At 49.7% G+C, this 24,820-nt stretch carries 25 protein-coding genes; 10 read left to right on the top strand and 15 right to left on the bottom strand.

Translation table 11 applies throughout. The annotated features are described in order from the left end of the window. Positions 1 to 66: 66 nt before the first annotated feature. Positions 67 to 780, top strand: a complete 714-nt coding sequence (locus EZV61_RS08905; protein ID WP_131415095.1) for a pseudouridine synthase — start codon at positions 67 to 69, stop codon at positions 778 to 780. A gap of 10 nt (positions 781 to 790) precedes the next feature. Then, entirely contained in the window at positions 791 to 1,675 is an 885-nt protein-coding gene (locus EZV61_RS08900; RefSeq protein ID WP_131415093.1) for a DUF3530 family protein, read from the top strand. 7 nt (positions 1,676 to 1,682) lie between these two features. Here the strand turns inward: EZV61_RS08900 and djlA are convergent, their stop codons facing one another. Genes djlA through EZV61_RS08885 form a run of 3 tightly spaced genes read right to left on the bottom strand, consistent with a single transcriptional unit; the run spans position 1,683 to position 4,203 of the window. Further along, a complete protein-coding gene (gene djlA, locus EZV61_RS08895; protein ID WP_233496470.1) occupies positions 1,683 to 2,522 on the bottom strand; it encodes a co-chaperone DjlA in 840 nt (279 codons plus the stop codon). Continuing rightward, complete coding sequence (gene murU / locus EZV61_RS08890; RefSeq protein ID WP_114338239.1) at positions 2,519 to 3,208, bottom strand: N-acetylmuramate alpha-1-phosphate uridylyltransferase MurU; 690 nt, start codon at positions 3,206 to 3,208, stop codon at positions 2,519 to 2,521. Before murU ends, djlA begins: the two co-directional genes overlap by 4 nt. Next, entirely contained in the window at positions 3,205 to 4,203 is a 999-nt protein-coding gene (locus tag EZV61_RS08885; RefSeq protein ID WP_131415091.1) for an aminoglycoside phosphotransferase family protein, read from the bottom strand. The genes murU and EZV61_RS08885 overlap by 4 nt, the downstream gene beginning before the upstream one ends. Positions 4,204 to 4,348: 145 nt before the next feature. On the opposite strand from EZV61_RS08885, the gene EZV61_RS08880 reads away from it, so the two are divergent. The 6 genes from EZV61_RS08880 (at position 4,349) to EZV61_RS08855 (ending at position 11,042) form a co-directional block, all read left to right on the top strand. After that, positions 4,349 to 6,637 (top strand): LPS-assembly protein LptD, encoded by a 2,289-nt coding sequence (locus tag EZV61_RS08880; protein WP_131415089.1) that lies wholly within the window; start codon positions 4,349 to 4,351, stop codon positions 6,635 to 6,637. An 83-nt stretch (positions 6,638 to 6,720) separates the two neighbouring features. Next, on the top strand, positions 6,721 to 8,028 hold the full coding sequence (gene surA, locus EZV61_RS08875) for a peptidylprolyl isomerase SurA (RefSeq protein ID WP_131415087.1): 1,308 nt from the start codon (positions 6,721 to 6,723) through the stop codon (positions 8,026 to 8,028). A gap of 3 nt (positions 8,029 to 8,031) precedes the next feature. Then, positions 8,032 to 9,045 carry a 4-hydroxythreonine-4-phosphate dehydrogenase PdxA gene (pdxA, locus tag EZV61_RS08870; RefSeq protein WP_131415085.1) on the top strand — a complete coding sequence of 338 codons (1,014 nt, stop codon included), beginning with the start codon at positions 8,032 to 8,034 and terminating at the stop codon, positions 9,043 to 9,045. Continuing rightward, on the top strand, positions 9,032 to 9,850 hold the full coding sequence (gene rsmA, locus EZV61_RS08865; protein ID WP_131415083.1) for a 16S rRNA (adenine(1518)-N(6)/adenine(1519)-N(6))-dimethyltransferase RsmA: 819 nt from the start codon (positions 9,032 to 9,034) through the stop codon (positions 9,848 to 9,850). The genes pdxA and rsmA overlap by 14 nt, the downstream gene beginning before the upstream one ends. Further along, a complete protein-coding gene (gene apaG, locus EZV61_RS08860; RefSeq protein ID WP_114338233.1) occupies positions 9,847 to 10,221 on the top strand; it encodes a Co2+/Mg2+ efflux protein ApaG in 375 nt (124 codons plus the stop codon). Before rsmA ends, apaG begins: the two co-directional genes overlap by 4 nt. Positions 10,222 to 10,223: 2 nt before the next feature. Further along, positions 10,224 to 11,042 carry a symmetrical bis(5'-nucleosyl)-tetraphosphatase gene (locus EZV61_RS08855; protein WP_131415081.1) on the top strand — a complete coding sequence of 273 codons (819 nt, stop codon included), beginning with the start codon at positions 10,224 to 10,226 and terminating at the stop codon, positions 11,040 to 11,042. A gap of 189 nt (positions 11,043 to 11,231) precedes the next feature. On the opposite strand, the gene folA is transcribed toward EZV61_RS08855, so the two are convergent. From folA to rplU, 6 genes are all read right to left on the bottom strand, one after another. Then, positions 11,232 to 11,717, bottom strand: coding sequence for a type 3 dihydrofolate reductase (gene folA / locus EZV61_RS08850; protein ID WP_131415078.1), 486 nt, complete (start codon positions 11,715 to 11,717; stop codon positions 11,232 to 11,234). A gap of 24 nt (positions 11,718 to 11,741) precedes the next feature. After that, on the bottom strand, positions 11,742 to 12,209 hold the full coding sequence (locus EZV61_RS08845) for a threonine/serine exporter family protein (protein ID WP_114338230.1): 468 nt from the start codon (positions 12,207 to 12,209) through the stop codon (positions 11,742 to 11,744). Further along, positions 12,209 to 13,009: a threonine/serine exporter family protein gene (locus EZV61_RS08840; protein WP_114338229.1), complete on the bottom strand. Its 801-nt coding sequence runs from the start codon at positions 13,007 to 13,009 to the stop codon at positions 12,209 to 12,211. The genes EZV61_RS08845 and EZV61_RS08840 overlap by 1 nt, the downstream gene beginning before the upstream one ends. 29 nt (positions 13,010 to 13,038) lie before the next feature. Then, a complete protein-coding gene (gene cgtA / locus EZV61_RS08835; protein WP_114338228.1) occupies positions 13,039 to 14,202 on the bottom strand; it encodes an Obg family GTPase CgtA in 1,164 nt (387 codons plus the stop codon). Positions 14,203 to 14,334: 132 nt separating this feature from the next. Continuing rightward, on the bottom strand, positions 14,335 to 14,592 hold the full coding sequence (rpmA, locus tag EZV61_RS08830) for a 50S ribosomal protein L27 (RefSeq protein ID WP_114338227.1): 258 nt from the start codon (positions 14,590 to 14,592) through the stop codon (positions 14,335 to 14,337). A 19-nt stretch (positions 14,593 to 14,611) separates the two neighbouring features. After that, positions 14,612 to 14,923: a 50S ribosomal protein L21 gene (rplU, locus tag EZV61_RS08825; RefSeq protein ID WP_114338226.1), complete on the bottom strand. Its 312-nt coding sequence runs from the start codon at positions 14,921 to 14,923 to the stop codon at positions 14,612 to 14,614. A 272-nt stretch (positions 14,924 to 15,195) separates the two neighbouring features. On the opposite strand from rplU, the gene ispB reads away from it, so the two are divergent. Next, the gene (ispB, locus tag EZV61_RS08820) at positions 15,196 to 16,167 is read left to right on the top strand and encodes an octaprenyl diphosphate synthase (RefSeq protein WP_130567078.1); all 972 of its coding nucleotides are present in this window, start codon (positions 15,196 to 15,198) and stop codon (positions 16,165 to 16,167) included. 65 nt (positions 16,168 to 16,232) lie between these two features. On the opposite strand, the gene mdh is transcribed toward ispB, so the two are convergent. Beyond that, entirely contained in the window at positions 16,233 to 17,162 is a 930-nt protein-coding gene (gene mdh, locus EZV61_RS08815; protein WP_114338224.1) for a malate dehydrogenase, read from the bottom strand. A 268-nt stretch (positions 17,163 to 17,430) separates the two neighbouring features. On the opposite strand from mdh, the gene argR reads away from it, so the two are divergent. Then, positions 17,431 to 17,898: a transcriptional regulator ArgR gene (gene argR, locus EZV61_RS08810; protein WP_114338223.1), complete on the top strand. Its 468-nt coding sequence runs from the start codon at positions 17,431 to 17,433 to the stop codon at positions 17,896 to 17,898. Between the two features lie 9 nt (positions 17,899 to 17,907). Here argR and mnmL read toward each other — a convergent pair whose 3' ends face one another. The 5 genes from mnmL to EZV61_RS08785 all read right to left on the bottom strand — a co-directional run bounded on the left by mnmL (position 17,908) and on the right by EZV61_RS08785 (position 24,796). After that, positions 17,908 to 18,852: a tRNA modification radical SAM protein MnmL/YtqA gene (gene mnmL, locus EZV61_RS08805; RefSeq protein ID WP_131415076.1), complete on the bottom strand. Its 945-nt coding sequence runs from the start codon at positions 18,850 to 18,852 to the stop codon at positions 17,908 to 17,910. 77 nt (positions 18,853 to 18,929) lie between these two features. Continuing rightward, positions 18,930 to 20,621 carry a gamma-glutamyltransferase gene (ggt, locus tag EZV61_RS08800; protein ID WP_130567080.1) on the bottom strand — a complete coding sequence of 564 codons (1,692 nt, stop codon included), beginning with the start codon at positions 20,619 to 20,621 and terminating at the stop codon, positions 18,930 to 18,932. Positions 20,622 to 20,734: 113 nt separating this feature from the next. Continuing rightward, positions 20,735 to 21,244, bottom strand: a complete 510-nt coding sequence (locus EZV61_RS08795; protein WP_114338220.1) for a GNAT family N-acetyltransferase — start codon at positions 21,242 to 21,244, stop codon at positions 20,735 to 20,737. 89 nt (positions 21,245 to 21,333) lie between these two features. After that, complete coding sequence (locus tag EZV61_RS08790; protein WP_131415074.1) at positions 21,334 to 23,310, bottom strand: BCCT family transporter; 1,977 nt, start codon at positions 23,308 to 23,310, stop codon at positions 21,334 to 21,336. 220 nt (positions 23,311 to 23,530) lie between these two features. Then, positions 23,531 to 24,796: an ammonium transporter gene (locus EZV61_RS08785; RefSeq protein ID WP_114338217.1), complete on the bottom strand. Its 1,266-nt coding sequence runs from the start codon at positions 24,794 to 24,796 to the stop codon at positions 23,531 to 23,533. Positions 24,797 to 24,820 lie beyond the last annotated feature (24 nt).

The following is a 24,820-nucleotide window of genomic DNA, read 5'->3' as shown; positions in this document are numbered from 1 at the left end:
CCACGTAGAGTGGCAAACCGATTCCAGTGCCAGTATCATCCGCGACTTCACAATGTAGGGGTTTTCATGAGTCTTATCGCCTATCACCCGCCCACTATGCCAGCTTTTGACCTGCTATATGGAGATGATCAACTACTGGTATTTAACAAGCCAAGTGGTCTGCTGACTGTTCCCGGCAGGGCAATCGAGCACAGAGATAGCCTGGCACTGCGGGTACAACGAGTTTGGCCTGAAGCGCGGGTCGTTCATCGCTTAGATATGGCCACCTCGGGGCTAATCGTCATGGCGATTGGTGCAGATGCGCAACGTAAGCTCAATCGACAATTTGAAACCCGCGCCACGGCGAAAACCTATCATGCCTTGATCTGGGGGGAGCCCAACGCAGAGCAAGGCACCGTTGACCTGCCTCTACGTTGCGATTGGCCTAATCGGCCGAAACAGATGGTCGATGTCGAAGCAGGCAAGCCGTCCCAAACCGATTGGCGCGTACTGGCCAAACATGGCAACTACAGCGAGATCGAATTAACGCCCATTACTGGCCGCAGTCATCAGCTGCGAGTACATATGTTAAGCTTGGGTCATCCAATACTCGGAGATCGCCTCTATGCCCATGACCAAGCATTAGCCATGGCTTCACGGTTACAACTCCATGCATCTACACTCTCTTTGTATCACCCACTAACCAACGAATGGCTCACATTTTCAGCGCCTTGCCCGTTTTTAGGTAAACCTTTAGCAAAAGTGGTCGATAAACAGATAGGGTTTATTGCAAATAACTAGTTCGGGTGCCATGGACAATAGCGCGTTCCACCGACTTAAACGGTTCATCGTCACACTGCCACTCATTGCGTTCAGCCTAAACGCGTTCGCAGCCCCACCGGCAGATGAGGCGACGTTAGCCCGTTACGATAGAGATAGCGAGCTGGTACCACTTGGGGAGCCGGACAACCCATTTAGTGCGCTTAAGCTGGAGGCGTTGACCCCACAAACCAAAGGGGTCGTCATTCTCGTTCCCGACTGGGGATCGCAGCCCGATGAACAGTTTGGTGTGGGTTATCTGAGGCGACTGCTACCTTCCCACGGTTGGGTCACCCTGGCGATCACACCGCCACCTGTTGTTGATGATGAAAATCATGTCTCACCTTTGGATAAAGCAGATGAGATGGACCCTAGCCGCAGCGCTCCAGATCCACTTAAGCCTTATCAAGCCGACGAGTGGCTCAGCGAAGAGAGTCGCCAACAACAGATCGAAGCATATAAAACCGCACTGCTGCAGCGGATGGAAGCCACGGTTAAAGTGAGTTCACAATACCCTGGGTTCTATCTGGTGATCGCTCAAGGTAGCAGTGCTGGCTGGTTAGCTCAGCTCTACGCCGAAGAGAAACTAGCGCCTGCCGATGCCTTCGTTACCATAGGTGCTTACTTACCTGAACATCAGCTGAATCGCACGCTGGCAACGGCAATGGCCAAAACCAGCATTCCGGTTTTAGATCTTTACAGTCGCTACGACAATCGTTGGGTGCAAGACACTGTCACCCTGCGCCCACAACTCGCGAATAAGTACTTTAAGCTTCACTATCGCCAGCGAGAGCTGTTTGGTGATGTTGCTTTTAGCCGCAGCGACGAACGTTTGTGGAAAGAGATTTACGGTTGGTTAACTTACCTTGGCTGGTAAACGGTAACTAGCTATGTGACTTACGATGGCTGCGGATTAATTCATAAGCCGCCTGTATATCCTGAGTTTTCTGCTTGGCTAAATGCATCACCTCTTCCGGTACGCCCTTAGCCACCAACTTATCAGGGTGGTGCTGCGACATCAGCTTACGATAAGCTTTTTTCACTGCGGTATCATCTGCGGCTTTTGTCACTCCGAGTAAGCGATAAGCTTCTCGCAATGCACCATGGTGTGAGCTTGCCGCATGGGTTTGCTCACTTTTCGACTGATGGCGACGAAATGCCATTTCAGCCTCAATCATGGTCAAAAGCTGAGCCAAAGACTGCGCATCAAAACCTAACTGCAGCGCCACATCCGTTAACAGCGTGCGTTGCGCGGCATCCAATGGCCCCTCAGCAAACGCCACTTGGATCTGCACTTCCAGATACACTTGCAGTACATCATGACGACCAGCACAGGCATGATGGAACTCAGCCAACGTGCGCTTTAAAGGAAATGCAGGATCTTTACCTTCACGAAAAGCAGCCTGTGCTTCATGCCGTGCCTCACTGCCTAACTGCATCTGATTCATCAATGCTGCGGCCGCCTGGATCTGGCGTGGCGATACACGACCTCGCGCCTTAGCGATATGCCCCATCACGCTAAAAAGCGCATAAAAATAAAAGGCTTGGTCTGAAACCTGAGGTTGGCCAAAGATGGCCGAAAAGCCACCAGCACGATCAAATTGGCGAGCGAGAGAGCGGTCAAACATATGCCCAAGCGCGATGCCAAATATCAACCCAGGGAAACGCCCCAGAACAAAGCCTATCGCCGCCCCAAACACCTTACCCCAGATCCGTATTTTCAAAGCGGCGCTCTCCCCATGCTGTCAGCTATCCGATTAAGTTCGGCTAGACGTTCTGGGGTGCCCACATCGGTCCATTGCCCGGCGAAATGTTCACCAGACACACTGCTCTCCATCATCGCCTGACGCAACAAGGGCGCCAAAGGAGACTTACCTGGCAGGCAATGGGCAAATAGGCGGGGGTGATATACACCGATCCCTGAGAAGGTCAGCTTCGGCGCCTTATCAGCAACAACTTTCCCTGTAGGCATCAAGCAAAAATCACCGGAACTGTTATGCGACGGATTGTCCACTAACACCAAATGGGCAGTGTCCTGTTGCAACTCCAACTTCTGTAGGCGCGAAAAATCGTAATCGGTATAGATATCGCCATTAATCACAGCGAACGGCTTATCTCCCAGCAGAGGCAAAGCTTGTATTATGCCCCCTGCGGTCTCTAAACCACCGGTGGTTTCCCGGGAATAGCTGATGGCAACGCCATAGGCATCACCAAAACCCAAACGATCCTCGATCTGTCGCCCAAGGTGTGCATGATTGATCACCACTTCAGTAAAACCTGCGGCGGCTAAACGCAACAGATGGTGCTCGATCAACGCCTTCCCGGCAACTTCCAGCAGTGGTTTCGGCACGCGATCTGTTAACGGACGCATCCGTTCTCCACGTCCCGCAGCTAGGATCATCGCCTTCATGACGGTGTTAACTCCGCTAACACTTTAGATTCAACGAAGTTAGCAAATTTAGCCAGTTGCGGGTAGGTCGCGGCGACATCGACAATATAGCTAACGGTACGGGGGATATCAGCAAGGTAACCCTCTTTACCATCACGATGGTAAAGTCGCGCAAAGATACCAGCCGCCTTGAGATGACGTTGTATCCCCATCAAATCAAACCACAGCCGAAACTGCGCTTCATCTATCTCAGGGTCTAACAGCTCAGATTCAACCAACAACGCCTGCCACCGTGCTAACAGTTCGTAAACCAAAGCATCAGGCCAACGGATGTAACAATCTCTCAAAAGTGAAACAGCATCGTAAGTAATAGGGCCAATCACCGCATCCTGAAAGTCGATAATCCCCAAGCCGTCATCACATACCATCAAATTACGACTGTGGTAGTCACGATGCACGCCACCTTGTGGCTGCATTTGTGCATTTTCAATCAGAAACTCAAATGCCTCGTTGACGAGCTGCGCTTCATCATCAGAAAGCGTTAGTTGTAAGTGCTTGGCGATAAGCCAATCAGTGAACAGCGCCATCTCACGACTTAACATCGCTTCATCGAATGCGGGTAGATTTCCCGCTTCTGTGGCTGTAACAGAGTAAATCGCAGGTAACTGCTGCAAGGCATGACCATAAAGAAAACCCGCCGATTGCTCCGTTAATTCAGCGAGCAGCAAGGTATCGCCAAAGTCACTCAGTAGCATCATCCCCTGCTCAAGATCCAACGCCTTAATCTCTGGAACTTTGAGCTCTGCAGCCAGGTAAGCTTGAGCAATAGCGACAAAGGGGCGGCAATCCTCATGGGGAGGCGGTGCGTCGACCGCAATATACGGGATGTCATCATGAATCAGACGAAAATAACGACGGAAACTGGCATCACCAGATACCGACGTCAATTCCAATTGAGGGTTGTTAAGTTGCTCCCTCGCCCACTTTGTAAGCAAATTTCGACGTAGATCAGTCATTTTGGAAAATAAATAGCAATAAATTGCTAACAAGGTTACCAGAGTCAAAAGCTGTCAAGTATCATATCTTATTAAGCAAACATGTCTTGATCCGGAAACGTGATCGGTTCGATATCCTGTTGGAAGAATAAAAAAGAGTAAACGGATGCGTTTTTTGTTGTTACTCCCCCCGCTACTGCTATCGGCTAACGCCTATGCAGAGCCACAAGCACCACTGCCGTCGGAGCAAGAGTTGGCAGAATTACCAATGGCAAAATGCTATACCACGGCCGCCAAGCCTCCTAGCTCGCGACGAACGCTAAAAAACCTTCCCGTAGAAGTCTCTGCGGGTAAAGCAGCGGGCAGTGATCTCCAAGCTGACTTCCAAGGAAATGTCGAGCTTTCCCACGGCGATCGGCATTTAGTCGCAGATAAGATATCGATCGACCGCGAACAACAACGGGTGAATGCTGAGGGTGGCATTCGCTTTGAAGATGGCTGGTTAGATATCGAAAGCGAAACGCTCAGCGCTGAAATCTCCTCAGGCACAGCTGAGCTAACCGACGCTGATTATCAATTTACCGAACAGTTGGGTCGCGGCAAGGCCGAACGTATCGCTTTAGAAGATGGTAACAGGGTAGTAATGGAGAACGCCTCATTCACCACCTGCCCGGAAGGAGATAACAGCTGGGATCTGCAAGCTGATGAGATATTGATTAACGGTGATGAAGAGTGGGGCGAGGCGTGGGGAAGCTGGCTGTATGTGAAGGATACGCCGGTAATATACGTCCCCTATTTCTCCTTTCCTGTGAGTAGCAAACGTAAGAGCGGCTTTCTCTTCCCTAGCGTCGGTAGCAGTTCTGACAACGGTTTTGAAATGGAAACCCCCTGGTATTGGAATATCGCGCCCAACATGGATGCGACGATAACCCCTAGGTACATGGATAAACGCGGGCCTCAACTCCTGACCGAGTATCGTTACCTAACAGAAAGGCATTACGGCCAGTTCAATCTTGAATATATGAATGAAGATAAGTTACTCATCAATAAGGATGAGCGCTACCTCTTCCATTGGGAACAAGAGACACGCTGGAACAAACATTGGCGCGGCTATTTTGATTACACCACCATCAGTGATGATAACTACCTGAATGACTTAGGCTCAGATGTCGCATCAAGCACTGATAATCGTCTCGAGCGGACAGCCAATATTGGCTATTTTGAAAAGAGCTATCAGGTCAACATCCGCCTTTTAGACTATGAAGAACTTGGTGATTCCTTCAGTTCGCACCGTATGTTGCCTGCCGTTGAAGCTATCTACCACAAACCTGAGATTTTCCCTTACGTAAATTTTGACTGGTATAGCGAAGCCGTTTACTTCGACCACAGTAAAAACGAGATCCCTACCACCTCACGATTACACCTTGAGCCAACGCTGAGCATCCCTTTTGGTGGTCCGAGCTACAACCTGTTGGCGGAAACCAAGCTGTATCAAACATTTTATGACCAAAACACCAAGGATGCGCCCTTTAACGAGGTACTGGACAGTTCTGTCAGCCGAACGCTCCCCTCTGTGCGCCTGCTAGGCTCGCTGAACTTTGAACGCGACACCAGCCTGTTTGGTGATCAATACCTACAGACCTTAGAGCCCCAGATCCAATACGTATATGTACCCTATGAAAATCAGGATGAAATTGGCATTTACGACACGAACCTATTGCAATACGACTATGACGCACTGTTTCGTGCACGCCGTTTCATTGGTCTAGATCGAATTGCTGACGCTAACCAGCTTACCGTCGGTGCAACGACGCGCTATATCGACGCCAAGAATCGCGAACGGCTGAGATTCAGTCTGGGACAGATATTTTATCTTTCCGACAGTGATGTGCGGTTAGCCGATGACGACACCCAAGTCACAGAAAATCACTCAGCCATCGCCAGCGAACTCGATATATTCTTAGACCAAAATTGGTATTTCCATAATGAGCTGCAATTTGACACCAACAATGGCCGTACCATTAAAAATGCTTCGATGATCAATTATCAGCCTGAACCGAACAAAAGATTGCAGCTCAATCACAGATACCTACCAGAGATAACAGAGTCTGATGAGATCAATCAATTAGGCGTACTGGCGACTTGGCCGATCCAACCCAACATTCAGTTGGTTAGCACCTGGTACAAAGATTTAGTGGAAAATCGCACCATTGAAACATACGTCGGCCTGCAATTTGAATCTTGCTGTTATGCTATTCGTGTGGGCTACCACCGCCACCTGAATACCAACTTCCCAGACGACGATGCACCAGCATCGTCACGTGACGCATTTGATAGTGGCGTCTGGATTAATTTTGTTATTAAGGGCTTTGGTGGCGCATCAACGCCTGGATATCAAGAGATGGAAGCCGACAGCATCTTTGGTGACGTCCGCAACGAGTATATCAACAACTAAAGCGGCTTATGATAGACTAACCGACCCGCCGTCTATGGCGGGTTACCTCTTTTTGCAGCCCATAATTTAATAAAGAAGTCTGTATGAAATTGCTCAGCCTGAAACAGATAGTCCTGCTAATCACATCGTTGTGCTGGCTAACCCAAGCCAACGCAGAGCCCCAGCTGTTGGATAAAGTGATAGCCATCGTTAACGAAGGCGTCGTCTTACAAAGTGAGATGGACGATATGGTTGCCAGTATTAAACAGGGCGCGGCCGCAGCGGGTCAGGAGCTTCCTTCCGACCAAGCACTAAAGATCCAGGTGCTAGACCGTTTAATAATGACAAGCCTACAGCTGCAGTTGGCAGAAAGAATGGGCTTGCAGATCGCTGATTCACAGCTGCAACAGACGCTGGAAAATATCGCCAAAGACGATGGCCTAACGCTAACAGAGTTTCGTGCCAAATTAGAAAGCTCAGGCCAAAGCTACGAACAGTTTCGAAACCAAGTTAGAGAAGAGTTGATCACCGGTGATGTAAGACGGATCAATGTCCGTCGCCGTATTAATGTTACCCCCCAAGAGGTTGATAGTCTGGTTCGCCAAATGAACCAAGAGGGTGCTAAGGACGTTGAATACCATGTCGGGCATATAATGATCGGCGTTTCCAATGAGGCGGATTCAAAAGAGATGACCGCTGCGGAGGAAACAGCGAACAAGGTGCTAAAACTGCTTGATGACGGCGCAGATTTTAAACGTACTGCGATCGCTAGTTCTGCGGGTCCAAAAGCCCTTGAGGGGGGAGATTGGGGTTGGATGAATATCAACGAGATGCCGACGCTATTTTCGGAAATCGTCAGTGAAGCTGCAAAAGGTGAAATTATCGGCCCTATTCGTACCAGCCGAGGCTTTCACTTAGTGAAGATTTTCGATATGCGTGGCGTCGAAGTGATTGAAGTCGAAGAGATAAATTCCCGTCACATCCTGATCAAACCTTCTATCATCTTGAGCGACGAGAAAGCCGAAGAGATGCTCGACAAATTTGCTAAAGAGTTACGAGCCGATGACAGTAAATTTGCAGAGCTCGCCAGCAAGTATTCTGATGACCCTGGTTCAGCTGCAAACGGTGGCGAACTTGGATGGAGCGATCCAAACGTTTATGTTCCCGCATTTCAACGCGCACTTAGCGAACTGCAACCGGGGCAGATATCCGACGCATTTCGTACCCAACACGGCTGGCACATCGTGCAATTAGTTGACCGTAGGATTAGTGATGCGACAGAGGAAAGAGCAAAAGAAAAAGCATATCAGCTGATCTTTAACCGTAAGTTTATCGAACAACAAGGTATCTGGCTCGGTGAAATTCGCGCCGAGGCCTATATAGAGATTCTTGATGAAGATATTCAAGGGTAATCAATGACTAATAGCCTTACCCATAGAATTGCCATAACCCCAGGTGAACCTGCAGGTATTGGCCCAGACTTAGTGCTGCAGATAGCACAACAGCCATGGGCCGCCGAACTCGTCGTGATCGCCGATCCTGAGCTATTGCGTCAACGCGCGAAGCAGCTGGGTTTACCGATCACCCTAATCGATTACGACGCAAGCACAGAGCCATCGCCGCAGGCAGCAGGCACACTTAACGTGATACCGGTGAAGCTTAATACCACGAGCACCCCAGGACAGCTCGACGAGCAGAATGGTCAATACGTTGTCGAAACGCTACGTATCGCCTGCCATGGCAACATGGATGGTCAATTCGCCGCAATTGTGACCGGCCCCGTGCATAAAGGTGTCATCAATCGCGCTGGCGTTCCATTCAGTGGCCATACTGAATATTTCGCCCAAGAAGCTGGCGTCAACGATGTGGTGATGATGTTGGCAACAGAGGGCTTACGTGTGGCGCTTGTCACCACACATATTCCCCTCGCCTATGTGTCAAAAGCAATTACCGATGAACGACTGGAAAATATCATCCGTATTTTGCACCATGACTTGGTAACAAAATTTGCGATTGAAACACCGAAAATATTTGTTTGCGGCCTAAACCCCCATGCGGGTGAAGATGGCCACCTCGGGCGTGAAGAGATAGACGTCATTCAACCGGTGATGGAACGCCTTAACGCAGAAGGGTTGGATCTACGTGGTCCCTTCCCTGCTGATACCGTATTCCAGCCTAAATATCTCGATGAGGCCGATGTTGTTTTGGCCATGTATCACGACCAAGGCTTGCCGGTACTTAAATATAAAGGGTTTGGAAGCTCAGTGAATATCACCCTTGGCTTACCTTTTATTCGTACCTCTGTCGATCACGGCACCGCACTTGAGCTTGCTGCTCAGGGCGACGCAGATCCCGGCAGTATGCTAGTGGCACTCAGTCAAGCAATCGATATGGTCAACAGACAGGCAACACGAAATGGCACACGGTAAAAAGCATTTGGGCCATACGGCTCGTAAACGTTTTGGTCAAAACTTTCTCCATGACGACTACGTTATTGAGCAGATTGTCGCTGCCATTAATCCGCAACCAGGTGAACCCCTAGTAGAGATCGGCCCGGGCCTTGGCGCCCTTACCGAGCCGGTAGTCGATGAAATTGACCACCTGCACGTTGTCGAACTAGACAGAGATCTGGCCGAGCGACTGCGTCATCATCCATTTATGGCCAGTAAATTGACCATTCATGAAATCGACGCGATGAAATTTGATTTCGCCGCGCTTGCTGCAGAACTCGGCGGACCGCTGCGTATTTTCGGTAATCTACCTTACAATATTTCGACCCCACTGATGTTCCACCTGTTTAATCAGTTCCCCCATGTCAAAGACATGCACTTCATGCTGCAAAAAGAAGTGGTCGAACGTATGGCTGCAGGCCCAGGAACAAAACAATTTGGCCGTTTAACCGTCATGACCCAATATTACTGTCAGGTGATGCCTGTGGTACATGTGCCTCCCGGTGCCTTTCAGCCACCACCCAAGGTTGAATCAGCGGTGGTTAGATTGATCCCTCACTTGACGCCACCACATCCGGTCAAGTCGGTGAAAACGTTGAATCGGGTTTGTTTAGAGGCCTTTAACCAGCGCCGCAAAACAATACGCAACTGTTTCAAGCAACTTTTACCACTGGAAATCTTAGCGCAACTGGGTATCGATAATAATTTGCGCCCGCAGGAGCTCACTGTGGCCCAGTTTGTCGCTATCGCCAACGCCGTCACCGAACAAGAGGAAACAGCATGAGCCGTCCTTCCGTCAGCATCACCATTGAGCCGGCATTTATGGAAGAACACTCTGCACCAGAAAAACAGCATTATCTGTTTTCCTATACCATCACTATCGAAAACCTAGGTGATGAAGCATTTCAACTGCTGGAACGCAACTGGATCATCACAGACGGCAACGGTGAGAGTAATGAGGTACATGGCCCTGGCGTAGTTGGCGAACAACCGGTAATCGAACCAAACGAGTCATATCAGTACACATCAAGTGCCGCCTTTGCCACACCAATTGGCTTTATGGAGGGGCACTACCTGATGCAAACCGCCTCTGGTGCCCAGTTTGATGCGCCGATCCCCGCTTTCCGGCTGGCTCTTCCCTGCTCGGTTAACTAACTATGGCAACCTATCTCACAGGGGATATTCAAGGCTGTTTTGACGAGCTGCAGCAGCTGTTGGCACAAGTTGAGTTTAATCCGACTAATGACCAGCTTTGGCTAACCGGAGATCTAGTTGCCCGAGGGCCAAAGTCGCTAGAAACACTGCGTTTTGTTAAATCTCTGGGAGATTCCGCGGTCACCGTGCTCGGTAATCATGATCTGCACCTGCTTGCCTGTGCCAAAGGATTTGCCAAAGTTAAAGCCAAGGATCTACTCGACGATTTGATGCAAGCCACTGATCGTGACGAACTACTGGATTGGCTCCGGCATCAACCTTTACTGGCAAAACATGAGCAGTATAACTTCGTTATGACCCATGCGGGCATTCCACCACAGTGGAGCGTCAAACAAGCAAAAAAAGCTGCCAGAGTGATTGAGAATAAACTCAGAAGCGAAGCCTTCCCGACACTGCTCAAACAGATGTATGGTAACGGTCCTAATTTATGGCATAAGGACTTGTCTGAAGTAGAGCAGGATCGATTTACCATCAATGCTCTTACCCGAATGCGCTTTGTTGATAAAAACGACCACGCTCTGGATATGGCTCATAAGACTGCAACCGTTGATGACAAACAACTTGTCCCCTGGTTTCAGTGCCGGGCGCAACATGATGATCCGGTGATTTTCTTTGGCCACTGGGCATCACTGGAAGGGGTAACCAACCAAGCAAACGTTATCGCCCTGGATACAGGTTGTGTATGGGGAAATAGCCTCTCTCTCTACTGTTGGGAAACAGAGACACTGATCAGCCAACCCTGCCCTCTGCAAGCAAAGTAGATACACTTCATAGCATTAGCATTTACCTACCTCGGTTACTTCATAGAAATGGTACGCAACCGGATAAATAACCTCAGCTAGCAGCACGGATATCGTAAGCCGCAGCTCCTCTTTGTTTCAGCGAGCTCACTGAGTAACCACGGGCCGTTATGCCCCTTGGCTCTTTGTAACAAGCAACTATCGCTAGTATCACTTGCGTACAAGAGTCACGAAACGATAGTGATAGGGATTTTTTTCATCTGGTTGGTGGGCTACGGAGTCGATTTCACGCCAAAGCTCCGGCTGATAGTCCGGAAACCAGGCATCCCCTTGGGTATCAAGCTCGATAAAAGTCAGATAGAGACGCTCGGCACGGGGCAACAGCTGTTGATAGATATTGCCACCACCTATCACCATTAATTCTTCGACAGGGCCTGCGGCAACCAGCGCTTGCTCAACCCCATGAACCACAGTAACGCCGTCGGCATGCCACTGCGCATCACGGGTGATCACTATGTTTTGACGTCCCGGTAACGGCCGCCCTATCGATTCGAAGGTCTTGCGCCCCATCACCACCGGCTTACCTAACGTAGTGGCTTTAAAGTGCTTTAAATCAGCAGGAAGATGCCAAGGCATCTTATTATCTCTACCTATCACTCGTCCGTTTGCCATGGCGGCAACCAGTGAAATCATCATCGTTAAAATCCTATCTCCGAAGCATTACACCACGGGTTTACTACGTTGCAGGAAAAGCTGTGGCATGGCGAGACCGACACTCAACGCGCCGAGAATAAACAGCGTCTTCAAACCATTGTCGATAACATCCCCCAGCAACCAAGGAGACACAGCACCATCAATATTAAGCTGTACCAAGCCAACCATGGTAGCAAAGGCAAACTTGCCGGGGATCATCGGAATGATCGCCGCGACCGTAAACACTTGTTCTGGCACCAACTTCTTTTTTGCCCAGTGGAAAGCTAAAACACCGACCAAAACAGAGACCAAAAATGATCCCAGCTCCACAGAGATCCCCAAACTGATCAGCAGGGTACGCAAACTATGGGCAATAGCTGCGGCCAAGGCACAGTAAATCAGTGCTTTTTTCGGCACATTGAAGAGCATAGCGAAACCAACGGCGGGAATAGCACTGAAAAAAGCGTCGTCCAGCAGGTTAATCAGCAACTCCATTACAGCCACCCCCAAACACCTGTCAGGTTCATCGCCAGCAAGATCCCGAGGGCAACACTCAGCGTCATCATAGAAGCCCAGGTCCACCGAGCAATACCGACATTCACATGGCCTTTGACCATATCAGAGATCGCATTCATCAACGGGAAGCCTGGTACCAGCAGCAACACACTGGCCGCCATCGCCAACTCAGGCTTATTACCCAAACTAAATGCTGGCCCTAAACTCGCGACGGCAGTCGCAGCAGCAGCGGATAATACCCAGTTCATCAACAGGTGATAGCCACGGTGATGTAACTCCTGCCGCACAAACATCGCTACGGCTGACGCCATAAAGGTAACGCCAAATACCGGCCAGTCACCACCTTGCAAACGGGCAAAGCAGGCGCAGGACAACCCCACCATCACCACCATTAACCAGCGATTATAATGAAACTGCTTGTCGCTCAACTCTCGAAGTTTCTGGCGCACATCACGGGCGTCTTTCAGTCCCTTTTCGACCATCACCACCAAACGGCAGATCTGGCTTACCGTGGTCATATTTATGCCTCGGTCAACAATACGCCGTGTTTTGGTGAGATAACGGGGGCCGGATACAGACGTGAGTACGATGGCATTGTGAGAGACGGCCAGATCCATCCAGTCACAGCCAAGGGCGGTCCCCAGGCGATGAGTGAGCGTTTCTACCAGCTGGCTTTCCGCACCATACTGCAGTAATAGCTGCCCGCCCCATAGAGAGAGGCGGGTAGCTTCTTCATGCTGTTCCAGCGAAAGCTGAGGTTTGTTATTCGAGGCAGACATCTAACGACCCTTGCACAACCGATAAACAACTATGGTTTGTAGATGATCTCCATATCATGATCATCGTCATCATCATCCCAATCATCGTCATCATCATCGACAAATTTTTCGATCTGCTCTTTATGATAATGATCCCATTGGAACTCGACCTTCTCCGCTTCTTCCACTTCCGCTAAACGATCTGCAGGTAGCGATTCCAGATATTCCAAGATCTTCCAACAAAGTGGATCCGTGCCCTCTTTGTTGAACGCCGACATGCGATACACATCGCCCTGCCAATCCAGAGCTGCGACTACGCGATCAACCACCTCGTCAGCCTCATCTTCCAGTAGCAAATCGGTCTTATTAAAGACTAACCAGCGCGGCTTGCTCGCCAGCTTGGGGCTGTACTGTGCTAATTCATCGAGGATGGCAACAGCTGTTTCTGCGGGATCAGTGCCATCAACAGGGCAGATATCAACCACATGCAGCAATAACCGGCAACGCTCTAAGTGCTTAAGAAAGCGAATACCCAGACCAGCACCATCTGCAGCGCCTTCGATCAGTCCGGGGATATCAGCAACAACAAAGCTGCGATGGGATTCGGGACGAACCACCCCCAGATTAGGTACCAAAGTGGTAAACGGATAATCCGCCACTTTTGGCTTGGCCGCTGAGACAGAACGGATAAAGGTCGACTTACCGGCATTAGGGAAACCTAACAACCCCACATCGGCCAGCAACATCAGCTCCATCTTCAAGCTTCGCACTTCACCCGGCGTACCCATGGTTTTTTGGCGTGGCGCTCGGTTGGTACTGCTTTTAAAGCGTGCATTACCCAAACCATGATAGCCGCCCTTGGCCACCATCAACTTCTGTTCATGTTTCGTCAGATCACCGATCACTTCACCGGTGTCCTGATCAGTGGCCCGGGTACCTACGGGGACTCGCAGCTCTAAATCTTCACCCCGCTTACCGGTACAGTTAGCACTTTGACCATTGGTACCGCGCTCTGCGCGATGAAAACGTTCAAAACGAAAATCGATCAGGGTGTTGTAGTTCTCATCGGCGACTAAATAAACATCACCACCATCACCACCATCACCACCGTCTGGGCCACCCTTAGGTACATACTTTTCACGACGGAAACTGACAATACCGTTGCCGCCATCTCCCGCTTCAACGCGAATGACTGCTTCATCTACAAACTTCATGGACTTATTCTCGGAATATCCAGCGCCGATATTGGAGCTCGGCTGACAAAGGTAACCTTAGCATAACCCTTGGGCAGGCTGCAGAAACAAAAAAGCCTCGCACAAAGCGAGGCCTTTTCACCACATCAATGCTTATTCAGCAACGATGCTAATATACTTACGGCTCTTAGGACCTTTAACTTCGAAAAGCACCTTGCCATTGGCAGTTGCAAACAAAGTGTGGTCTTTACCGATACCAACGTTGTTACCAGCATGGAACTTAGTTCCGCGCTGACGAACGATGATGTTACCGGCTAATACTGATTCACCGCCGAAACGCTTAACACCCAGACGCTTACTTTCTGAATCGCGTCCATTTCGGGTACTACCGCCTGCTTTTTTATGTGCCATCTGACTCTACTCCTGAAACTTAAGCACTGATGCCAGTGATTTTGACTTCAGTGAACCACTGACGGTGGCCCATCTGCTTACGAGAGTGCTTACGACGACGGAACTTAACGATCTTGACCTTAGCGCCACGACCGTGAGTTACGATTTCAGCAGTAATTTTGCTGCCATCAACGTAAGGTGCTCCCACCTTAATATCTTCACCGTTTGCTACCATCAGCACTTTATCGAATTCGATAGTAGCTCCGGTCTCCGCGTCCAGCTTTTCTAAGCGAACGGTTTGCCCCTCGGCTACACGGTGTTGCTTACCGCCACTTTGGAAAACAGCGTACATGGTTATAACTCCGCTGGTATACGCGCCCTAGCATCGACATTTCATTGTTGGTCGGCTGGACACGATTTACTAATCACAATAGGGCGCGCATTCTACTTAAAAGATAACCAACGATCAAGGCTAATTTCAGTTTACTGAGCCATATCTCATTCAAGCCAGATAAGGCGCGACATCAGGCTGTTGTAGTGCAACATTTAGCGCTAGAATCTGGCCTTTCTATAGTCCGTAGCAAAATTGCCGCCAATAAAAATAACGACCCTCTCAGGAGCGACATGAATCTCGAGCAAATTCGGTTACTTGCCGAAGACGATATGCAGCAAGTAAACCATGCAATTATGGAGCAGCTCAGCTCTGACGTGGCGTTGATCAATCAACTTGGCTTTTACATCGTCAATAGTGGTGGCAAGCGGCTACGTCCCTTGCTAACCACCCTTGCCGCACGTGCGGTTGGCTATGATGGCACACAACACCAAACCCTCGCTGCAATCATAGAGTTCATCCATACTGCCACCCTGCTCCACGATGATGTGGTTGACGAATCAACCATGCGCCGTGGCCGTAAGACCGCTAACGCCATGTTCGGCGATCAGGCGAGTGTGCTAGTCGGTGACTTTCTCTATACCCGGGCATTCCAAATGATGGTGACGCTGGACTCAATGCGCGTTATGCAGGTTCTCGCTGATGCCACCAATGTGATCGCAGAAGGTGAAGTGATGCAGTTGATGAACTGCAACGATCCCGATACCGATGAAGCGCGCTACATGGAAGTGATCTACTGCAAAACCGCTAAATTATTTGAAGCCGCGACTCACTTGGCGGCAGAGCTGGCTGGCGAATCTGAAAGCAATAAGCAGGCAATGGCGGACTATGGCCGTTATTTAGGCACTGCGTTCCAACTGATTGATGATCTCCTCGATTACACCGCTGACGCCGATGCCCTAGGTAAAAATCTAGGAGATGACCTAGCAGAAGGTAAACCGACCCTGCCGCTGATCCGCGCCATGCAAGTCGGTACTGAAGCACAACAGAAGATCATTCGTCATGCCATCGAACATGGTGCCGAAGTAGAGCAGTTACCGAATATTGTCGCAGCCATTGAATCAACCGATGCCTTTGCTTATACCCGTCTACGAGCCGACGAGGAAGCGATGAAAGCAGTAAAGGCACTTGATTGCCTCGCCGATAGCGAATACAAAAGCGCACTGATCGCGCTGGCACGTATTGCAGTACAACGGGATCACTAATCTGCTCAACAAACAAGTATTAAAAAAGGCGCCTTCAGGCGCCTTTTTACTTATTGTCGTCTGGCTTAGCCAGCAAACTCAATGCCTTTCTGGATATCACCTTGCAGCGTGTCCATCATGCCTTCCAGCGCCGCTTGTTCAAACGGGCTAACGTCACCGTATGGCAATACAGTTTCAATGCCTTCGGCACCCAGTTTAACCGGCTGGGCAAAGAACTTGGTATGTTCACCAGGGCCTTCAACATAAGCACATTCAATCACAGGTTCACCCTGCATCGCTTTCACCAGAGACAGGCAGAAGCGTGCTGCTGCTTGTCCCATAGACAAGGTAGCAGAGCCACCACCAGCTTTGGCTTCAACGACTTCAGTACCAGCGTTCTGAATTCGATCAGTCAAGGCGGCAATCTCTTCGTCTGAGAAATCCAAGCCCAACTGCGACAACAGAGGCAGAATGGTGACACCGCTGTGACCGCCAATAACATTAATGTTCACTTCTTCCGGGTTTAACCCTTTGGCTTCAGCAATAAAAGCTTCGGCGCGAATAACATCCAGCGTTGTTACACCAAACAGTTTCTTCGGATCGTAAACACCAGCTTTCTTTAGTACTTCGGCAGCAATAGCAACCGTGGTATTCACTGGGTTAGTGATAATACCGATGCAAGCCTTAGGGCACTGCTCGGCAATCGCTTCAACCAGGTTCTTAACGATACCGGCATTGAAGTTAAACAGATCGGCGCGATCCATGCCCGGCTTGCGCGGCACACCGGCAGGGATCATCACAATATCTGCACCTTTCAGAGCATCATTGAGGCCATCCTGACCGTAACCTTCAATCGCTACCTGTGTTGGGATATGGCTGAGATCTTTAGCAACACCTGGCGTTACTGGTGCAATATCAAACAACGCTAATTCAGAGCCTGCAGGTAATTGAGTTTTTAATAACAGCGACAGTGCTTGGCCGATTCCACCAGCAGCACCTAATACAGCGACTTTCATGTGGGGTTCCCTTCTTGTGGAGAATCTTAGGAGACATAGCTTTCCAACCCAGTACAGGGCTGCAAAAACATTAATCCAAGGAGGGGATAAATACAATCAATGTCACACAACTCAGATCACGGATTGAACCCGTAACAGATAGTGCGCGACAAGCGTAAACCATTAGTGCCAAAATAATTGCCCCGCTGTGATACGGGCAGCTTGCAGGATATTGCAATTTTATGCAGAATGACTGCATAACTTTTTCAGAAGATAACCTTTCGACGACATGAATTACGGTAAGCAGGAAGACTTGGTCCGCTCGTTCAAGAACCTGTTGAAGGAAGAGTGTTTCGGCTCCCAAGGGGAGATAGTTAAAGCGCTGCAAACGCAAGGCTTTATCAATATCAACCAGTCGAAAGTTTCCCGCATGTTAAGCAAGTTTGGCGCAGTAAGAACACGTAATGCCAAACAAGAGATGGTGTACTGCCTACCTATCGAACTCGGCGTCCCAACCACTTCTAGTCAGCTTAAAAACCTGGTTTTAGATATCGACAACAACGAAGTCGCTATCGTTATCCGTACCAGTCCTGGGGCTGCTCAGCTGATTGCCCGACTATTAGATTCATTAGGCAAAGCGGAAGGGATACTCGGCACCATCGCCGGCGATGACACTATTTTCATTACGCCAACCAACGTGAAAGAGATAAGCAAAACGGTCAGCGCCGTAAAATCTCTGTTCGCTTTTTCCAGCTAACTCAGTGCATTAAATCGACTCAGGCAAGGAAGCACGAAAAGGAGCTGCCGTTGCGCTTCCCTGTCCCCCTTCCGCTGCCAATATTGCTTGAATAGCTTGCGGCCCTAGCCAACGATCCTCACACCAATCAGGTGCCAGTAACGTGGGCGGACGGGCGTGAGCCGACACCCGATGGAAGACCACCTGCGCAGGGGTCGCCTGGATCATCTTCGCTGCTGTTTCTGCATAGCTTTCTAAACTAATAGTTGCCAAGCGGTCAGCACGCCACGCTTTCGCCATCACGCTCCCCTCAACAATGTGCAATGGATGCAGCTTTAGACCATCCACTCCTACCATCAGCACTTTATCCAAGGTCTGCAAAGCATCTTGCTGATCTTCACCTGGCAAACCGACAATAAGATGAGTGCATACTTTTAGTCCATAATGTTTGGCTCGTGCGACAGCATCTTGGTAGGCAGCAAAATCGTGGCCACGATTAATTCGCTTCAGGGTTTGATCATTCGCCGTTTGCAACCCCAGCTCCAGCCAGATCTCTTGACCCTGAGCCTGATACTCCGCCAACATCCCGAGCACACCATCGGGCACACAATCAGGACGGGTACCGACACACAATCCAACAATATCTTTCGCCGCCAGCGCCTGATCATACAGCTTTTGCAGTTGAACCTGCTCACCATAGGTACTGGTGTACGCCTGAAAATACGCCAAATAAGCATCCGCTTTACGCTTTAATTCTTGCTCGCGCAGCTGCAACTGTTGAGAGATAGGTGCTGCACGAGCTGTTTCATCGACAAAAGAAGCGACATTACAGAAAGTACAGCCCCCTCGGCCAAGGGTGCCATCGCGATTGGGGCAGCTAAAATCACCGTGCAGTGACAGCTTGCGGATCTTGCGACCAAACTGCTGCTTTAAATAGTAACCAAAGCTGTGAAAAAGTTGAGGAGTATGCTGCATAGCGGCGCCATTGTAGGCGCCGCCAAGGAAGTTGTACTGTTTAGGATCAAACCTACAGGCTAAATCATCAACCGAGATCAGTAGCCTGCTGCCTGCCCATCCTTGCGACTTTCGGAAGCACCGTAGTAAACGCCGGTTGCAAGATCGCGCATGATCGCCTGATAGCCACCGTAAGGACCTGACTCCTCTTTTAAGGTATGCCCCATCTGCAGCAGTGTACGGCGAGTACCAGCAGAAAAACCGTTCTCCAAACTAACATGCCCGCCATCTGTCATCTGTTCGCCTGTGGGCTGACTGGAGCCGGTATGCAAAATACGTGGCGCATCCCCCGCCTCCTGTAGATTCATACCAAAATCGATCATATTGACCAGGATCTGCGCATGCATCTGTGGCTGAGTTGCGCCGCCCATCACACCATAACTGAGCCAAGGCTTGCCCTCTTTGGTCACAAAGGCAGGAATAATAGTATGAAACGGGCGTTTGCCAGGCGCGTAACTATTAAAATGCCCTTCCTGCAGACTAAACAACTGACCGCGATCTTGCAGTACAAAGCCGAGCTCAGGCGGTGTCATCCCCGAGCCCATGCCGCGGTAGTTACTTTGGATCAACGACACCATGTTGCCATCTTTGTCTGCGGTGGTCAGGTAGATAGTATCACCGTGGTACAGCGCTGGGTTGCCAGCATCCAAGCGCTGACTGGCGCGTCGCGGATTAATCAGTTTTGCTCGTTCATTGGCATAAGATTTTGCGATCAGACCGGCCACGGGGATCTGATTAAACGCGGGATCGGCGTAATACTTGGCGCGATCTTCAAATGCGAGCTTCTTTGCTTCAACAAACAGATGCACATACTCCGGATTATCCAACCCCATGGCGGCTATATCGTATGGCTCCAAAATATTGAGAATCTGCAGTGCCGCTATCCCTTGGCCATTCGGGGGTAACTCCCACACATCGTAACCTCGATAATTAGTGGAGACAGGCTTAATCCACTCAGAGGTATGGGAGGCGAGATCTTCATAACTCAGAAAACCACCATGTTGTTTCATAAAAGCGGCAATACTGACTGCAATATCCCCTTTATAAAAAGCATCGCGTCCACCTTGGGCAACTTGGCGATAAGTACTTGCCAGCGCGGGGTTTTTAAACAGTTCCCCCTTGGCTGGCATTTTACCATTCGGCATAAAAACTTGAGCAAAGCCGGGATACTCAGACAAACGTGGCGCACTGCGTTGCATGTAGTAAGCCACCAACTCACTCACAGGAAATCCCTGTTCTGCATAATCAATCGCGGGTTGCAGCAGCTTGGTCATCGGCAACTTGCCAAACTTGCCGTGTAATTCAAACCAACCATCCACCGCCCCCGGTACGGATACAGGTAACGGCCCATAAGGTGGTAAATAGTCGAGCCCCAAGGAGTGCAGGTGTGCCAAAGTAAGAGACTTAGGCGAGCGCCCAGATGCGTTTAGACCATATAACTGCTGCGTTTTTGCATCCCAGACAATAGCGAACAGATCGCCGCCAATACCGCTACCCGTCGGCTCAACCAGACCAAGCATCGCATTGGCGGCAATGGCAGCATCAACCGCACTGCCCCCCTTTTTAAGTATGTCCAACGCCACCTGAGTAGCCAATGGTTGACTGGTTGCCGCCATACCATGTTGCGCGATCACTTCAGAGCGACTGGCGAAGTGTGCACCGGTGATACGGTCGTAAGCTATCGTAGGAAAAGCAGTTAATAGGATCAGAGACAGTAGCCAGCAGCGCATCGAAACGACTCCATAAGCGATTGATTAACCGCCAGTATCACTTAGCAGGAAGTCAGGTGCAAATCACCTAGGTAAGCTAGCAATCGATGCATATAACCAGCTACCTATCGATGTTAAGGCTTAACGACAACGGCTGCACGTAGCCTAGCCATGCTATACACGTCAGCATAGACACCATTTTTAAATGCCGAACTAACGTGCTCTCCTTCGATAACAAAGCCAAACTTTCGGTATAAAGCGATCGCTGCTTTGTTATCAGTAAACACTTCTAATTCAACACGTTCGATATTGAGCCAGTTATCACACATATGCAGCGCGCTTTCCAACAATCGCGTCGCAACGCCTTGACCTAAGACGGAGGCACACACCGCCATACCAAAACCAGCGACATGCTTACGCCGAGGCCGCGTTGATACCATCAAACCAAGTTGACCGATCACCTTGCCGTTAGTGATCGCCACCAAGTTATGGTAATCCGCAGAAGCGTTATCGAAACGTGATTGCCACAGTGCCTCTGAGGGATAAGGAAGCTGCAGTGTGCCCGAGTATGCATGGGGTTGAGCATAGATCCCTTTGATCCCTGCAACATCAGACTTTTCAGCACTTCTAATCGTGACTTCCATAGAACCTCATTAAAAAAACAGCCATACGCCACCTTAGATAGTAGACATAAAAAAGGCCGCAAAAAGCGGCCTTCAAGATGCTCATGAGATCAGCGCACCTGATGCAAAAAGTGCATATGTTTTTCATACTGATCAATCATGTCGCTGATCACCTGCTCTTTACTCCACCCCATGATGTCGTAGTCCTGCCCACCTTCCAACAGAAAAACCTCGGCACGGAAGTACTTACGCGCTTCATCATCATCTTCTTCGACCAAGAAACTGGGCTGCAGATACGCTTTAGGCCGCACCCGATAAAGAAAATCCTGTTCATCACCATGGAACACCTCAAAGCGAGCACTCAGGCTGTCTTCATCAACCGCAAATCGCGTATCCACACTATGCTTTTCCAGTTCAGTGGCTACCGACTCCATCGCTGGGATCACCACATCGGCAATAAACTGACCGACATTTTTTCGCCGCGGCAACAGCACTAAATTCTTCAACCTGCGCTCCCAACCTACCAGGCTGCTGTCGACCCTTGGTGGATGGATCACTTGATCTAAACTGACCCGCTTCGTCGCATCAATACGCAACGCCTTCAACAAGCCATAAGCAGAGATCAAAAGCACAATACAAAATGGTAAGGCACTGGCAATCGTCGCCGTTTGCAAAGCACCGAGTCCGCCAGCTAGCAGCAAGGCGATCGCCACTACCCCCTCCATCGAAGCCCAAAAAACCCGCTGCCAAACTGGGGTTTTGTCCGTACCGCCTGACGCCAACATATCAACCACCATGGAGCCAGAATCAGAGGAGGTAACAAAAAACACCACCACCATGATGATAGCGATCACTGATAAGAACGATGACATAGGAAATGCTTCAAGAAACTTGAACAACGCCAATGACACATCCTGATTGACCACGGCTGCCAGCTCATCACCGGTGCCTTGCAACATCATATCGATGGAGGTATTCCCGAACACCGTCATCCATAAAAAGGTGAAACCGGTCGGTACAAAAAGTACGCCAATCACAAATTCACGGATGGTGCGACCACGGGAGATGCGGGCGATAAACATCCCCACAAATGGCGACCAGGAAAGCCACCAGCCCCAATACAGCAGTGTCCATCCGCCCAGCCAATCGGTGGGTTGATAGGCAAATAGATTGAAGGTCTTATTGACGATATCAGAGAGGTAACCGCCGGTATTTTGTAGAAACATCTGTAGTAGCAGCACCGTCGGCCCCAACAGCAACACCAACCCAACTAAGGCAACGGCCAATAGCAGATTAATCTCCGACAAAATGCGGATCCCTTTATCCAGTCCGGTCGCCACTGAGATCGCCGCCAACCCAGAAATAACGACGATAAGCACCACTTGTACCGTTTCGTTCACTGGCAGATCAAACAGGTAGTTCAGACCAGAATTAACCTGCAACACGCCATAACCTAATGACGTTGCCACACCAAACACGGTGCCGAGAATGGCAAATACATCCACGGCATGACCGATCGGGCCATAAATTTTATCGCCAATCAGCGGATACAAAGCGGAGCGCAAGGTAAGCGGCAAACCATGACGATAACCAAAATACGCGAGGATCAACGCTACCATGGCGTAGATCCCCCAAGCGTGAAGCCCCCAATGGAAAAAGGTCAGCTTCATCGCTTCCCGTGCCGCTTCCACGCTACCAGGGTCACCCGTAGGGGGGGACAAGTAATGCATTACCGGCTCAGCAACGCCAAAAAACATCAAACCGATACCCATACCGGCAGAAAAAAGCATGGCAAACCAAGAGCCATTGCTGAAATCCGGTGCCGAGTGATCCGGCCCCAACTTGATATCGCCGAGCCGACTTATCCCTAAATACGCAACCGTCATAAGGATGATCGCCACCGCCGCAACATAAAACCAACTGACATTGGTCACAATGGACGCTTGCATGTCAGTGGAGAGTTTGTTGAATTTTTCCGGCATCAACACAGCACTAACCACGATAAGAAAAACCAATAGGGTTGCGCTATAAAAAACAGGGGGGTTGATCTTGGCTTTTAGTTTAAAGGGACTCGAAGAGTCAGACATCATGCCCTCTTAGTATGCGACGGTTAAGTGAATGAAGAATGCATAAGATAATCTAATAAGCTTAGCAGCTTATATCGGGCATGTTGCGATACTGCCACTAAATAACGCTATAAAATCCACACCTTAGGCCATGCAGGAAAAATCAACAGATGGCACTGAACTTAAAAAACCCGGCCAATTGGCCGGGTTAAATAAGGGACTAGCTATATTTGTTAGCAGGTTACTTCTTGATAGTACCGAACTCTGGGTATGCTTCCATACCACACTCCGCCATATCAACACCTTCGAACTCTTCTTCTTCGGTAACACGTACACCGATGACTGCTTTAATCACACCCCAAACAATCAAGCTACATACGAATACCCAAGTGAAGATAGTCAGGGCACCAATCAACTGGCCAGAGAAAGTCACATCGCCGTTAGTGATTGGAACGATGATCAGACCGAAGAAACCAACCACACCGTGTACAGAGATAGCACCTACTGGATCATCAATCTTCAAGCGGTCAAGTGTGATGATTGAAGCAACCACAATCAGACCAGCAATCGCACCGAAGATAGACGCTTCCAGCGCAGTCGGTGTAGATGGCTCAGCAGTGATAGCGACCAAACCAGCCAAAGCACCGTTCAAACACATGGTCAAATCAGCTTTCTTAAACCAGATACGTGCCAGAACCAGTGCAGAGATAGCACCTGCAGCTGCAGCAGCGTTAGTGTTCAGGAACACCATGGCAACAGAGTGTGAGCTAGCAACATCGCCAAGCTTAAGGACAGAGCCGCCGTTGAAGCCGAACCAACCCATCCACAGGATGAACGTACCTAAGGTTGCCAAAGGCAGGTTTGCACCAGGGATAGCGTTGATTTCACCGTTAGCACCGTACTTACCTTTACGAGCACCCAGCAGCAATACACCAGCCAAAGCAGCAGCAGCACCGGCCATATGAACGATACCTGAACCAGCGAAGTCAGAGAAACCAAGGTCACCTAGGTTGTACAGGCCAAATACGTCAGCACCGTTCCAAGTCCAAGCACCTTCCATTGGGTAGATGAAACCAGTCATCACGACACAGAAAGCCAAGAAAGACCACAGCTTCATGCGCTCAGCAACCGCACCAGAGACAATCGACATTGCCGTAGCTACGAATACCACCTGGAAGAAGAAGTCTGAAGCACCAGAGTACACGGAATCACCGTCAAAACCGGCTTCTGCAGATTCAGCTAATACACCTGCTACATCAACAGTTTCGATACCAGACAGGAAGATCCCGCCATCGTACATGATGCTGTAACCAACAATTAGATACATCACACAAGAGATCGCAAACAGTGCGACGTTCTTGGTCAAAATTTCGGTAGTATTCTTAGAACGTACCAAGCCAGCTTCTAACATTGAGAAGCCCGCTGCCATCCACATTACCAGGGCACCACACACTAAGAAGTAGAAGGTGTCCATTGCATACTGCAACTGAAAAATTTGGTCTTGCATTATTAACTCCCCCGAGTCATTTAA

Origin of the sequence: Corallincola luteus (assembly GCF_004336975.1) — a bacterium.
Lineage (GTDB): Bacteria > Pseudomonadota > Gammaproteobacteria > Enterobacterales > Neiellaceae > Corallincola > Corallincola holothuriorum.
This window is presented reverse-complemented; position numbering and strand designations above follow the sequence as displayed.